This window comes from Candidatus Ozemobacteraceae bacterium (genome assembly GCA_035373905.1).
Taxonomy (GTDB): Bacteria; Muiribacteriota; Ozemobacteria; order Ozemobacterales; family Ozemobacteraceae; genus MWAR01.
Genome location: DAOSOK010000007.1, coordinates 131638 through 146238, shown reverse-complemented (window position 1 = coordinate 146238; position 14601 = coordinate 131638). Strand labels below are relative to the sequence as shown.

Here is a 14601-nt window from a genome sequence, read left to right as displayed (position 1 = left end):
CCCGATCGCGCAGTCGAACGAGACTGCCAGGCTGGAATGTACTATCCACAGAAGCCTGGGCCGTCGCTCCCGCCTGCGAAGATGTGTCTGATTCAATAGATGTATTCATATATTCACCAATACTATGTCGTTATATAGAAAGAAACCAGCGAACGTCAGGTGCCGTGTCTTCTACCGAAGATGTCGGGGTAGCGGGCGAAGATGTCGGGCCAGGTTTCGCGTTCTTTCGGGAAGCGGATAACCTCATAGCCGGCGTTCATGAGGCGCCTGGCCTGGGCCTGGTCGATCTTTTTCCGGGCGTCGGATTCGTGGTGGGGGCCGTCGATGTAGACAATGATCTGGCGGTCGCGGTAGAGGAAGTCGGGGCGCGTTTCGAACTCCGACAGGAGACGCTGGGCTTCGTCGGGGAGATGGTAGCCGTTGTCGCGCACGGCCGTGAGCCATGCCTTTTCGAGACCGCTCTCGCATTTGGCCAGGAGCTGTTCGAACTGACCGTCGGGCGTGAGGCCGTCGACGGCTTTTCGTCCCTGGACATGGGCCAGGTGGCACATGACCGCCAGAAAATCGGGGTTCCTGCGGTCGATCTGCTCGTGTTCCGGCTGGTTGGAGTAGCTGAGCAGGCACTTGTAGCACCCGGCTTCGCATTCGGGCTTCGTGTCTTCGAGGTCGTCCGGGCCGGTCCAATTCCCCGATCGGGACCGATAATGACAGATTTCGAGAGCCCGGCGGGCAACTTTCGCGAAGAGGTCGAGATCGGTCGTCAGACGCGTCAGGACGCCGGCTCCTCCTTCCGCAGACTCGAAGAACAGGATCGCGTTGCGCTGGGCTGCGGTCGGCATGGGCTGCGATGCAAGCTCGTTTTCCTCAAGCTGGAAGACCGACTCGATGCCGCGCTTGAGGGCATACTCGAACGTGGCCATCTGGGGAGCTTCGAGCGGTGTCTTCAGGGTCACGAGGAGGATGTTGCGGCGATCTTCGACAAACGGTGTGATGCGCTGGACGGCGCGGCCTTCCTCGACCTCCACGTCGTCTTCCAGCGGGGACTGGGAGTCCTTGCACCAGGAGCCGGTGGTCACATCGATGTTGAAGCCATACACGGTCTTGTTCGTGCGGTTGCGCCACCCGAGATTGATCTGCCAGACGGTCGCCGCGGAGCAGAATCTCGCTTCGAGGAACTCGTCGCCGCTCGAAGTATAAATTGCGGTATTTATTCTTGGCCGCCCGTTCTCGAAGGGGAACTGGATGGTGGTCCGAAGGTCGTACCCGAGGCGCTGTCGCTCCTCTTCGTCAGATGTGATACGGTCGGCGCGCCTCGTGCCGACCTGGTCGATCCGGTACAGTGAGTTGAGGAACATGCCGCCTTCGAGACCGCCGTGGCAATGAACACAGGTGTCGGCTTCCTGCTGGTTGCCGAAATGCCCGTATCCGCACAGGGGGCAGAGCCGGGCTGACCGCATGGGCAACGTCGCCCCGGTCGCAACCGTTTCGAGATCGCGCGCGGCAAGAGAAGCCTTCACGACGCGGTAGCGGCTGCCTTCATGATAGACCAGCGACTGGGGGCCGAACTCCGACAGGCCGAGGAAGCGGGGGCGTGACAGGAAGGTGTCCCTGCCGACCCGTTCCCGTCGGCCTGGAATATAGGCGAGAAGCGGAAGTCTCGGAAAATTGTACCCCGGCAGGAATCCCTGGCTTGCAAGATAGCGATAGGTATAGAAATCCGAGTTGAGATCGGATTTCGCCTGCAGAAGCATATCCATCTGGGTGTGGGCCTCGTCATACCGCTGTTTCGCCTCGCGCCGCTCGCGATCGGACGCGGTGGCGTTCATCGTGATTGCGTGGGTGCGCGCCATCTGCTGCCGGGTCGCCTGATACATGCCGCGCCAGCGCTCGAACGACTGCTCGAAGAGAAGAAACGCCTGGTTCATCGTGCGTTCGAGCCACTCCGGGGAATACCAGGCGGCGAGATCGCTCTTCAGCTCCTGTTTCAGCATGTCGAGAATTCGTATGCCGCGTTCCCTGGCCCCTTCTCGACACCTCTGCGTGTCCATTGTCTGTTTGAGGTCAGATCGGATGGGGAGATCGAGCTCCTTTTCGACGTCGAGCACCTCACGGATCGAGGAGGGGAGCTTCTGCCCGGTCTGGGACAGCCAGACGGCGTGCAGGTGGCTTTTGACAAGGTCCTCGTTGGCGAGGTCGATGGATGGAGGATTCACGCTGCCGGCCACCATTCGAGTCGGATCGGCGAAGAAATACTGATCGTGCGGGGACCGGTTGGCGCAATAGGTGATGACCAGCGCCGGCTGGCCGCTCCGGCCCGCTCGACCGCTGCGCTGGGCGTAGTTCGCCGGCGTCGGAGGCACGTTGCGAAGGTAGACGGTGTTGAGGGTGGCGATATCGACGCCGAGTTCCATGGTCGGAGAGCAGAAAAGGAGCGGCAGCTCGGCTTCGCGGAAGGCCGTTTCACGCTTCTGGCGAGCCTCGGCATCGACCTGGGCCGTATGTTCGGCAGCACGAAGCTGATGAAGCGTCTGGTGCTTGCCGGTCAGAGCGCTTGCAACGTTCTGATACAGGGTCCGGAAGAACACGTTGGTTTTGGTCGCCGTGGCTTCCGAAACCGTTGCCGGATCGCCGATGGTCCATTCGATGATGCCGGAGTCGACCTGGTAACCGATGCGGCCGTCGAGCTCGATATTCTGGACCAATCCGTGATTCGTCATGGTCCGGAGAAGGCCGCTCATGATCTCGGTGTAGACCGTTTCGTCAAACTTTTTCGGCCATTCACACCGGTTTTCACCCCACGACGAGCGTAACTTCAAAAACTTGCCAAACCGCGACCGGAGCGAGACATACACCGTCGGGACGCGATCGCGCAGTCTCGCTGGCGAGGAGGTCGGAACCATGACCGCCGAGCAGAACATGCGTTCGTCAGGCGCGAGACCCCATGGTTCCCTGAGGTCCGCGAAGGATCGGTTGCGGATCTGCTCCTGGTGCTGGTTGTCAAGATAGATGGTCTTGATGCAGAGGCCGCGTCGCATGGTATCGAGAAGCGTGCGGCAGATTTCCTTTCTCGTGGCCGGCGTCGCGGATGCGAGCAACGGATGAGTCGCAGCCCAGGATTCCTCGTCGGCGGCGCACTCATCGATGCCCTGATATCGGATGCCGAGCAGGCCGATCTGTTCGAGATTTGGATTCATGAGGCGCCAGCCCCGCTTGAGATCGAAATAGAGCCGGTAGCCGAGAACGTCGCGCAGTGTTCGTCGGGTCTGTTCGAGCCTGTTCCCGCGGGCATCGGCGTTGGCTAGGAAGTCTTCCGGGGCAAGGTGAAGATGGGCGAAGACCTGCTGGGTCAGGATGTCGTCGCGAAGGGTATGGTCGGGATGGTCCAGGATTGCCGCCAGCAGGGCGCTGCGAAGAAGAAGGATCTGGACGAAGTCATTGAAATGACCCGCCTGGAGGGAGGCATCCTGGCGGTTATCCGTGAAACCGAGCAGCTTCTTCGCCTTGTCGTCGAGACCTTCCGCCTCTTCGAGGAGATATCGCAGGCCCGACAGGGTCAGCATGGTCGTTGCCGAGCTGCGGCCCTCACTGCTCAGGGTCGAAAGTTTCGAGATATCCGAGCGGGTGGACGAGTCGTAGGTCATGCGACAGTCGGGATTGAGGCAGAATTTGAAGCCTTTTGGAATGAACCAGCCCGGGAGGCCGGCGGCATCGACACGCCCGTCAGGAGCTACGGTCACCCGGACGGGAGCGTATTTTCTGTAGCCTGATTTGAGGCGATATTCTTCACGATGGCTTTCGATCCATTCTTCCGGGTAGACGGCCTCGAAATCGTTTGCGAGGAAGCGGCCTTCGGGATCGGGCATGAAAAAACCGAAGGTGAGCTTGTCGTCATCGGCGTCTTCGCGGGTTTTTTCCCCGAGTTCTCGCGGCGTGAAGGATACGGGGGTTTTGCCTTCGAGAGCGGCCCAGACCGGCATGTACTCCTGGCCGCATTCGCGGCAGAAGCACAGGCCGAACAGCGTGCGAGCGCGGTCGCCCGGCTTGAACTGCTGTGCCTCTACGGTGAGATACCGTTTCCGGGGCTCATCGAGCGTTGAAAACACCGTTCCAGCGCCGGAGAAAAATTGATGCAGGCGGAAGGCAAAGAGGCTTCGCCCGTCTTCGTCGCGGGTCTTGTAGCAGAGCATCAGGTAGTCTGACAGATACGCGGCGCAGGTTTCTGTCGGAATGCCGCACGTCTGGCTCAATCGTTCCGAGGCTGTTTTGATGCTGATGGGCGCCCTGCGGACCCACTTCCCCTCCTCAAGCTGGAGGCCAAGTTCGAGCTCGATCCATGCTGACATGGGGTGATTGCGGAGGGAGGTGAATGTTGCTTCTGTCGGGACTCCCTCTTGGATGACCCGCGAGAGAGTTGCCGCATCGATCTGCGTCGATTCGGGCGTCATGCGGAACAGGGTTTCGGTGACAACGTTCTCGGGCTTTACCGGTGCCCCGAACAGCAGTCCGGCGACACCGGCCACGACTTTGCGGCGGGCAGCGGCGTCTCCATCGCTGACCATGGTGGCGGAGGTGCCGACGCAGAGGAGGTCCGGGTTCAGAGATTCGCGGACGCGCCGAACCAGCATGGCGACGTCGGCGCCCTGACGTCCCCGATAGGTATGCAGTTCGTCGAGGACGAGGAATCTGAGGCCCTGCGCCGCCTTCACGATCGCGAGGTCCGGATGCTGCTGCCGGGTCAGGATGAGTTCGAGCATCATGTAGTTCGTGAGGAGGATGTCTGGGGGATTGTCGGCGAGGCGCTCACGGTCCTGTTCGTTTTCCTGGCCGGTATAGCGGGCGAAGGTGACGGGGCCGTTCTTGCCGAGGAAGCGTTCGAGTTCTTCGAGCTGACTGTTGCAGAGAGCGTTCATCGGATAGACGACGATCGCTGTGATCTGCTTGCCTGGGCCATGGCCGGTTTTGGTATGGAGGACGTGATTGACGATGGGAATGAAGTAACTGAGCGATTTGCCGGAGCCGGTGCCGGTTGTCAGCACGTAACTTTCACCGCGCGAGGCGATGGCGATCGCTTCTTCCTGGTGCTTGTGCAGATACAGGGTTTTGCCGCCCGGGAACGTGTCCTTGTCCCGACGGAAAAGGCTATTGCATTGGGGGTGCAGTCGGCCCTGGTTGACGAGGTCCTCGACGGAGCCGGCCCTCACGAAGTTCGGATTCAGCTGAATCAGAGGTGCCGGCCAGAAGCGCCCGGCGTCGTAGGTCTGCTCGACGAACGACCGGATATCCGGCGCCATGATCTTCGTGAAGCTGGTCGAAAAGCGGCGATAATCCTCAACAAGCCTGTCGCGGAACTGGAAGACATCCATTCACGGCCCCCCATTGAGTAACGGCATGTATTATTTCGAATACCATGCTACACCGATGTGGATGCCGAGACAACGGAATTTCCGGCAGGCCGACGATCCGTTTCGTGAGGATGCTGTCCCGAGTGAGATCGCACATGTCGTTCCGGAGGATTGTCTTTCACGACGGCGAGTGGGGTGAGGCTCTCTGAGGGGAGGGGAAATCAGCTTGGGGAGTGATTCAGCCTGGCTGGCAGATGGTGAAACCCGCATTGTTACGGGATTTCTGAAAAATAACCCCCATTTTCACCCCCATGCGAAAATGAAAAACCCCGGAACCATGTCTGGTTTCGGGGTTCGGGAGTGGGCAGTACAGGATTTGAACCTGTGACCCCCGCCGTGTGAAGGCGATGCTCTTCCACTGAGCCAACTGCCCTTATGAGATAAAGATATCACGGGACGGGAAAAAAATCAATATCGATTGGAACTGCAGGGGCGGGCACAGTCAGGTTCACATCGTGCTTCGACAGGGTCAGCACGAACCGGAAGGTGAAATTGGATTTCAGTGACACATGCAAAACTCTGTGGCGTAGAGTCGGATCGTGATCCGCCCGGGTTGGCCGACAGTGGAGGCCGAATCATTTTTGGGGACGGGTGACGGCGATGACGGAGCGGTCTGGGTGGAGCCAGGTGGCGGCGGCGCGCTGGACGTCGGCGGCGGTGACGCGGCGGACGGCGTCGGGGTAGGTTTTCAGGAAACGGTAGCCGGCGCCGAGGGCTTCGAACCAGGCGTAGAAATGCGACTGGCGGAGGCAGGCGGCGAGGTCGAGGGCGAACTGGCCGGTGACGAAGGCCGTGGCGCGATCGAGTTCGGAGGCTTCGGGGCCCTTCGATGCAAGGTCGGCGATTTCGGCCGAGACCATCTCGATGACCCGGTCGACGGCCGATGGGTCGGTGCCGATGACGGCGCACAGGGGGGCGCCGTCCATGCGGGTCGGGAAAAGGGAGTGGACGGCGTAGGCCAGGGAGGCTTCGTTGCGGACCTTGCGGAACAGGCGCGCCGACATGCCGCCGCCGAGAATGGCGTTGAGAACCTTCATGGCGGGGTAGTCGGGATGATCGAACCGGGGGCCGAGCCAGCCGAGGCACACCATCGCCTGCTGGCGGTCGCGGAACTCCTCGGCGCGTTTCGACGCATGCGGGGGTTCGACGGGGATGGGGCCGGCCTGTTGCGCGGAAGAACCGGTCTGAGCGAAGGCGTCGCCGAAAAAGTCGCCGCCGAGGCGGAGGGCTTCGGTTGATTCTATATCACCAATGATAGATAAGACCATGCCGTCGGCCCGGAAGGTCGACGCGTGGAACTTCGCCGCGAGCTCCGGCGTGAGCGCCTGCACCGACTCGCGCGTCCCGAGGGAGTAGCGGCCGTACGGGTGCTTCCCGAACAGATTGGCCTGGAAGAGGCGCCAGGTGTTCTCGAACATGTCGTCGTCGACGGCCTTGAGCCGTCCAAGGACCTTTCGGCGCTCGGTTTCGAATGCGTCGGCCGGGAACGTCGGGAGCTTGGCCGTCTCGGCCATGATGGCGAGGGCCTGCGGGAATGTGCGCGCCGGCGCGCTCAGGCTGAGGCGCATCATGTCGGGGTCGGCGGAGGGATCGAGATCGGCGCCGAGGGCTTCCAGGTCCCACAGGATGAGCTGGCCGTCGCGGCGCTGGGTGCCCTTCAGCAGCATCTCGGACATGAGGTTGGCGAGGCCGCCGGCCGTCGGCGGTTCGTGCCTGATGCCGGCTTCGGCCGTCAGGGTCGCCCCGACGAGACCGATGCCCGCGAGTCTGCGATGGATGACGCGCAGTCCGTTTTCCAGCCTCCAGGTCGATACGTCGTCCTGCTCCGCGCCGACTGGTTGCGGTGACGCTTGGAAGGGCTTCGAGCGCGTCTTCGGGCCCGCGAGCGTCGTGACGTCGGCCTCACCGGCGAGATACCGCCCGGCGAGCTGCATCAGGCGCTCGGGGGTGAAGGCGCGGAGCCGCTGGAGATAGGCGCACTCGTGCTCGAGCGCATCATGAATCAATGCATTCCCGAGAATGTCGGTCTGGCCTTCGTTCGTCTCGGCGCCGCGCATGTACAGCGTTTCAAGGAAATCCATCGCCTTGGTGACTTCTTCGGCCGATGCCGGTTCGCGGCGTAGACGGGCGATCTCGGCGGCGATGCCCTCGCGCACCGAAAACTCGTCGGTCGGATCGAACTCCGCCCGAACGAGGAAAATGCCGTCTTCGCCGAGGGAAAGCTGCCCCGACGAGATCGAGGTGACGATGCCCCGTTTCTCCTTCAGGGTCGCGGCGAGCCTGCTGCTGCGGCCCTGGCCGAGCAGGACGCCGAGCAGTTCGAGACCTGCCGCGTCCTCGCGGTTCGCCTGCGACACCGTCCGCCATGCCGACTGCATGTAGCCGCGCTTCACGTCGAGGGCCCGGCGGATCGCCGTTCCCGCGGCCGGCCGGGGAGGCAGGGGGGTGAGGGGCTGGGTCGGCGCGGGGGCCGTCCAGTCGCCGTACAGTTCCTCGATCCGCTTCATCACCGCATCGACGTCGACATCTCCGGCGACGAGGATGAACAGGTTGGCGGGCACATACCAGGTATGGAAGAAGCCAGCCAGCATGTCTCGACTTATACCGCCAGCTATATTCTCGCGAGGCCCGAGGATCTGCCTACCATACGGATGACCGGGGTACAGTTCCGCCATCATCGCGTCCCAGAGGACGCGATGCGGATTGTCGGCGGAGCGTTTGATCTCCTCGACGATCACCGACCGCTCGGCGTCGACCGCCGCCGGGTCGAGGACCGAGCGCCGGATCACGTCGGCGTGAATCTCGAGCGCCTTGTCGAGATGAAGTTTCTCGCCGCTGATATAGTAGTGGGTATAATCGAGCGACGTTCCCGCGTTGGTGCGGCCGCCGAAGCTCTCGATCTCGCGTGCGATCGCGCCGACGCCGCGGGTCGGCGTTCCCTTGAACAGGGTGTGCTCGAGAAAGTGCGCGATCCCGCTCGTCTCGGGCACCTCGTGCCGGCTGCCCGCCCTGACCCAAATGTCGGAAACGAACAGCGGGGCGGTACGGTGCTCGCGAACGAGGACCGTCAGGCCGTTCGGAAGGGTGCGCGTGTGAAAGGGTTCCCAGCGGAACCCGGGGGCGTGGCCTGCGGTGCTGTGTTCGTTCATGTTCTCACGGTGCGGTAATCGGAAGAAATGGGAACACCCGGGCGGAGCCGAGCTTCGCTTCGACGCGTTCGAGAATGTTGAGCGGCCGGCCGTAGAGCAGCTTGGGCCGCCCCTCGACCGTCACCTCGGAAAAGTTCGAAAAATCGATCATGCAGGCCCGGCGCATCGCCTCCTCGCCATAGACGAGCGCCCCATTATGTATAACCATGGATATATCTCCCGGCTGGAGAGCCAGGAAGCTTTCGAACGGATCTTCCTTCGAATCATCAAACACGAGCAGGTTCGCGGTTTTGCCGGCCGCGATGCTGCCGTATTTCTTGTCGACCCGGAAGAGTTTCGCGGGGATCTGCGTCACCATCCGCACGAGGTCCTTCGGCTTGAGGCGGCCGCCGAACCGCTCGTCAGACCATTTCCGCAGGAGACGGAGGTCCTCGAGCAGATTGACCGAGCCGCTCACGGCGCCGTCCGTGCCGACGGCGATCTCGATGCCGAGATCGAGAGCCTTCATCACGGGCGGAATGACGCCGAACCTGTTCTGAAGGGATCCGGGGCAGAAGACGAGAGATGATTTGCAGGACGCGACAAGTTCGAGATCGGCATCCGAGAAACCGATGCCGTTCACGAGGATCGTGTTCGGGCCAAGCGCCCCGAGGCGTTTCAGCGATTCGAGCTCCTCGTGGACGTCCGCGCCGCTTCCCTCGCAGCAGTGGGTGATGAACGGCAGGATCCCGCGGGAGAGGCGGATCTCCTCCGATGGACCCTGACCCCACGCCGGCGCATCCGGCGACGCCGAATGGGCGAGGTAATAATGCTCGAGAAGGCTGACCAGGCCGCGGCCCGTGTAGGTCGCGTTCACCTCGTGGGGAAAATGGTCGACGATCAGCCCGACGCCCGAAAGCACGTTCTTGAACATGCCGAGACCGTACAGATCGGTGATCGAAAGCGACTGGCGGTCGCGATAGATGTCCGACGCCTGGAACGCGCGCTCCCACTCGAGCCAGTTCGCGTACGGCCGGTCGCCGAATGCGGGCCAGAACGTGTCGTAGAGATGGTCGTGCGCGTTGATCAACGCCGGAAACACGAGGCGGTTGCCGAGGTCGACCGTCGTCTCGATCGGTTTGTCGAACGTTCCGTCGGCCGGCAGCACCGCCGCGATCGTGTCCTGATACAGAACGAGCCGCCCGGGGGCGATCGTCTCATCCGGCATCAGGAGCCGGCAGTTGTCGAGAAGCGTATACATCAGATGTGGTCCAGGTCGTAATCCCGGAACGGACCTGGAATTTCCCGACGAAGCTCTCTGCGCGCTTCCTCCCAGGTCTTCCCCGCGAACGCCATCGAGATGAAATGCTTGCCGACCGTGTCCAGGAAGTTCAGCAGGGAGACCCGCTCGAAATCCGGGCGGATGGTACGGACGCGATCGAAACTTCGGTAGAACCCATCAAGTTCCTTGATTCCGAGGGCCAGGAGGGTGTGCTCGAAGTTCATCGCGAGGTCTTCCCGAGTTCGCATGTCCATGGGCAGAAGCTGGCTTCCCAAAAGCGTTCCGACCATCTCGCCGCGGAACTCGAGCGGAATGGCGAAGACCAGGAAGCCGGCGTAGCAGATGTTGACGAACGGCACCTTGCGCCTGAACAGCCTGTCCTCGACGTTCTTATACGAACGTTTGCACCGCTGGCGACCGCGCTCCGAGCCCCGGATGATGCTGCACGGGCCGTTGAAGTAATCCGTCTTGACGACCACCTCGCCCGTGTTCGACCGAAGCGACAGGGGAACGCCGTAAAATCGCTCGATTTTCTTGAGCAGATCGGGAATCTGGCCGACGGCGAAGGTCACCGTCTGGTTGATGTTGATGTCTTTTGATTGTGGTGCCATGGGCTTCTCCCGATGTTCTGCCGGCGACGTTCAGGAACCGGCGCGCAGGGCGCGGGGCTCTCCCGCGGGTGGTCAGGCTTCGGCGGCGGCGGGCGCCGATGTGGCGCTGCCCTGCCAGAGCCGCATCGCGAGCAGCAGCGAGTTCAGCTTCGTCGCGTTGTCGTCGGCCCGGGAGGTGAGGACGATCGGACACTTCGCGCCGTAGATGAGGCCGCCCATCGCCGCACGCGCGAAATACTGGAGCGACTTGTACAGCACGTTTCCCGTCTCGATGCGCGGCACGACGTAGATGTCTGCGTCGCCCTGGATGCGGCCTTTATACTTCTTGATATGGCACGATTCGAGACTGCAGGCGAGATCGAGCGAGATCGGTCCCTCGACGACCATGTCTTCGCGATGCGCGAGCGCCTTGGCGACCTGATCGGCGACGACGGTCGAGGTCACTTTCTCCGACACCTTCTCGTTGGCCGCGAGCAGGGCGACGCGGGGCGCCCGGTTCGAGCCGAAGAGCCGGTAGGCCTCGACGGCGTTGTCGATCTCCTTCGCGAGCATCTCGGCATCGGGGGCGATATTGAGCGCGACGTCGGTCAGGATCCGGAGGCCCGGCGTCTTTGGAATCTCGAAGAAGGTCAGGTGCGACAGCACCGGGTTTTTCTTGATGCCGCGCTGCGAGTTGAGGACGGTTTTGAGAATCGTGGCGGTCGGCACGAGGCCCTTCATCAGGATGTCCGCCTCGTCGTTCCTGACCAGGTCCACCGCAGTCTGGCAGGCTTTCTGCGCGTCCGCTTCGGGCACGATCTTCACGGATGCGTGCGAGGCCACGGCGCCGTACATCTCCTCGATGCCCTTTCGGTCGCCGATGAGGATTGGCGCGCAGATGCCCATGCGGACGGCCTCGCAGATCGCGTAGGCGACCGCCTCGTCGTGTGCGAACGGGACCGCAACCCGGCAGACCCGCTTCGGGTCGAGATCGCCGGCCAGACGGCCGAAAAATGACTCGTTCATTCCCTTCCTCCGCTGTTTCTCAGTTCCGGTTCAGACGCCGAGGGCATACGAGGCGATGACCATGCGCTGCACTTCGCTGGTGCCCTCGTAGAGCTCGAGAATGCGCGCATCGCGGTAATACCGCTCGACCGGGTAGTCCTTGATGAACCCGTAGCCGCCGAGAATCTGCAGCGCCTGGTGCGCGACCCGCGTCGCCATCTCGGAGCCGTACAGCTTCGCCATCGCGGCTTCCTTCGCGTACCGCTTCTTGTTGTCCTTCAGCCACGCCGCGTGCCACGTGAGCAGCCGCGCCGTCTCGATGTCCATCTTCATCTCGGCCAGCTTGTGATTGATGCCCTGGAAGTCGACGAGGCGGCTGTTGAACTGCTTGCGCTCGCGGGAATACTTGAGCGCCGCCTCGTACGCCGCCCGCGCGACGCCCGTTCCCTGCGCACCGACGCCGACGCGGCCGCCGTCGAGGGTGTCCATCGCGATGCGGAAGCCCCGGCCGGGCGTGCTCACCATGTTCTCCTTCGGCACGCGGCAGTTCTGGAACACCAGCTCCGCCGTGTTGGAAGCGCGGATGCCCAGCTTGTTCTCCTTCACGCCGACCGTGAAGCCGGGCGTGTCCTTGTCGACGATGAACGCGGAAAGGCCGCGGATCTTGGAGGCGCGGTTCGTGCTCGCGATGATGAGCGCGAAGTCCGACACGCCGCCGTTGCTGATGAAGATCTTCGAGCCGTTGATGACGTACTCGTCGCCGTCGAGGACGGCCGTCGTCTCCTGGTTGCCCGAGTCGGAGCCGGCGTTCGGCTCGGTGAGACCGAAGCAGCCCAGCTTCTCGCCGGTGGCGAGGGCGGGCAGGTATTTGCGCTTCAGCTCTTCCGAGGCGTAGGTCATGATGGGGTAGGCGACGAGCGAGTTGGTGAGCGACATCGTGACGCCCTGGGCCGCGCACGCCTTCGAGATCTCTTCGATCAGGATCGTGTAGGTGAGCGCGCTCGCGCCGGCGCCGCCGTACTCCTTCGGGATGATGATGCCCATGTAGCCCTGCTTCGCGATGGCCCGGGTGATCTCCCATGAGAATTCCTGCTTCTCGTCGAGTTCGGCCGCGACCGGTGCGATGACCGTGCGGGCGAACTCGGCGGCGGACTGCCTGATGAGTTCCTGTTCGGGGGTCAGCTTGAAGTCGATCACGCGACGGCCTCCTTTCGCTGGCGGCGGATCTCGGCGGCCAGCATCGGGACCACCTGGTGCAGATCGCCGACGATCGCCACGTCGGCGGCCTTCATGATGGGAGCCAGCTCGTCGCGGTTGACGGCGACGACGAAGTCGGCGCCGGCGATGCCGGCGAGGTGCTGGATGGCTCCGCTTATACCACATGCTATATAAAGTTTGGGGCTGACCGACTTGCCGGTCTGGCCGACCTGGTGATCGTGGCCGATCCAGCCCGACTCGACGGCGGCGCGGGAGGCGCCGATCTCGGCGCCGAGCGCATCGGCCAGGTCGCGGAGGGTGTTGAACTGCTGGGCCCCGCCGACGCCGCGGCCGCCCGCGACGATGATCTGAGCTTCGGACAGGTCGACATGCCGGGCGGCGGTCTTGATGGTCTCGCGGACGATGACCTTCAGATCGACGTCCTTCAAGCCGATCTTCACGGTCCGCACCTCGCCCTTGCGCGCGGTGTCGGCCTTTATGGGCTTCATGACGCCGGGCCGGACGGTCGACATCTGGGGCCGGTGGTTCGGGCAGACGATCGTGGCCATCACGTTCCCGCCGAAGGCCGGGCGGGTCTGGAGCAGCAGGCCGGACGCGGCCTCGACGGCGAGCTCGGTGCAGTCGGCGGTCAGGCCGGTGCGGAGGCGGTTCGCCGTGCGCGGCGCGAGGTCGCGGCCGATGATCGTCGCGCCGATCAGCACGATTTCGGGCTTCACGTCGCGGATGACGCCGGTGAGCGCCCGACAGAACGGCGCGGTGCGATACTCGGCCAGCTGCGGGTCGTCGACCGTGAGAACGACGTCGGCGCCGTGCGCGATGAGCGTGTCGGTCATCGGCCCGACCTGGTGGCCGAGCAGGGCCGCGTACAACGGCACCTTGCGCTCGTCGGCGAGGCCGCGGCCGCGGCCGAGCAGCTCGAGAGCCACCTTCGCGGGCGCGCCGTCGCGCGTCTCGACGAAGACCAGGATGCCCTTCCAGGAGGACAGGTCGGCTTTCGGCGCATCGGAAGCGACGGAGGCGATCGCCTTGAACTTGCAGGAATCGACGCAGCTTCCGCAGTGGATACAGTTGGCGTTCATGATCGCCTTGCGCTCGATCATGTCGATGGCGTCGTAGGGGCAGGCCTTCAAACAGGCGCCGCAGCCGACGCACAGGTTTTTATCGATGATGATGGCCATGGCGACTCAGATGATTCCTTTCTCGCGGAGAATCTCGAGGGTTTTGGGCACGGTCACGGCGGGATCGCCGGTCAGGATCGTGCCCGCGCCCTTCGGGGTCGGCGTGAACGTTCGCCGCACCTGGGTGGGGGAGCCTTTCAGTCCGATCTGCTCGGCGGGGGCGCCGATATCGGCGGCGGACCAGACCGTGAATTTCTTCTCGCGATACGCGCCGATGCAGCCGTGCAGCGTCGGGATGCGGGGGATGTTGGTCTCCTTGAGACAGGTCAGCAGGGCCGGCATCGGCACGGTGAGCCGCTGCGTGCCCGAATCGCTCTGCCGGTCGATCAGCAGGCCGCCGTATCCGAACCGGGCGTTCAGCACGTAGGTCACCTGCGGAATCTGGAGAAACTCGGCCAGCTGGGGACCGACCTGGGCGGTGTCGCCGTCGATGGCCTGCCTGCCGCAGATGATCAGGTCATACGCGCCGATCTTCCTGATCGCATGCGCGAGCGCCGAAGCCGTCGCGAGCGTGTCGGCTCCGGCGAAGGCGCGGTCCGACAGCAGGACGGCATCGTCGGCGCCCATCGCCAGAACTTCGCGCAGCGCCACTTCGGCCTGAGGCGGTCCCATCGAGATGACGGTGACGGTGCCGATGCCGGCGGCTTCACGAAGCTGAAGGGCCAGTTCCACGGCATGCCGGTCCTCGGGATTCACGATGCTCGGAACGCCCTCGCGGATCAGGGTGCCGGTGGCCGGGTCGATCCGGACGTCGTTGGTGTCCGGAACCTGTTTCACGGTGACGATTATTTTCATTGG

General features: G+C 63.2%; 8 protein-coding genes and 1 tRNA gene. All 9 read right to left on the bottom strand.

Annotated features, from left to right (window positions below):
* Positions 1 to 155: 155 nt before the first annotated feature.
* Entirely contained in the window at positions 156 to 5363 is a 5208-nt protein-coding gene (locus PLU72_05285; GenBank protein HOT27579.1) for a DEAD/DEAH box helicase, read from the bottom strand.
* Between the two features lie 340 nt (positions 5364 to 5703).
* A tRNA-Val gene (locus tag PLU72_05280) sits at positions 5704 to 5775 on the bottom strand.
* A gap of 202 nt (positions 5776 to 5977) precedes the next feature.
* The gene (locus tag PLU72_05275; protein HOT27578.1) at positions 5978 to 8551 is read right to left on the bottom strand and encodes a pitrilysin family protein; all 2574 of its coding nucleotides are present in this window, start codon (positions 8549 to 8551) and stop codon (positions 5978 to 5980) included.
* 4 nt (positions 8552 to 8555) lie between these two features.
* Positions 8556 to 9791: an amidohydrolase family protein gene (locus PLU72_05270; protein HOT27577.1), complete on the bottom strand. Its 1236-nt coding sequence runs from the start codon at positions 9789 to 9791 to the stop codon at positions 8556 to 8558.
* Positions 9791 to 10423, bottom strand: coding sequence for a PocR ligand-binding domain-containing protein (locus PLU72_05265; protein ID HOT27576.1), 633 nt, complete (start codon positions 10421 to 10423; stop codon positions 9791 to 9793). The genes PLU72_05270 and PLU72_05265 overlap by 1 nt, the downstream gene beginning before the upstream one ends.
* A gap of 72 nt (positions 10424 to 10495) precedes the next feature.
* Entirely contained in the window at positions 10496 to 11428 is a 933-nt protein-coding gene (locus tag PLU72_05260) for a phosphate acyltransferase (protein ID HOT27575.1), read from the bottom strand.
* 30 nt (positions 11429 to 11458) lie between these two features.
* Positions 11459 to 12601, bottom strand: coding sequence for an acyl-CoA dehydrogenase (locus PLU72_05255; GenBank protein HOT27574.1), 1143 nt, complete (start codon positions 12599 to 12601; stop codon positions 11459 to 11461).
* Complete coding sequence (locus PLU72_05250; GenBank protein HOT27573.1) at positions 12601 to 13803, bottom strand: electron transfer flavoprotein subunit alpha; 1203 nt, start codon at positions 13801 to 13803, stop codon at positions 12601 to 12603. Before PLU72_05250 ends, PLU72_05255 begins: the two co-directional genes overlap by 1 nt.
* 6 nt (positions 13804 to 13809) lie before the next feature.
* A complete protein-coding gene (locus PLU72_05245) occupies positions 13810 to 14598 on the bottom strand; it encodes an electron transfer flavoprotein subunit beta/FixA family protein (protein ID HOT27572.1) in 789 nt (262 codons plus the stop codon).
* Positions 14599 to 14601: the final 3 nt, after the last annotated feature.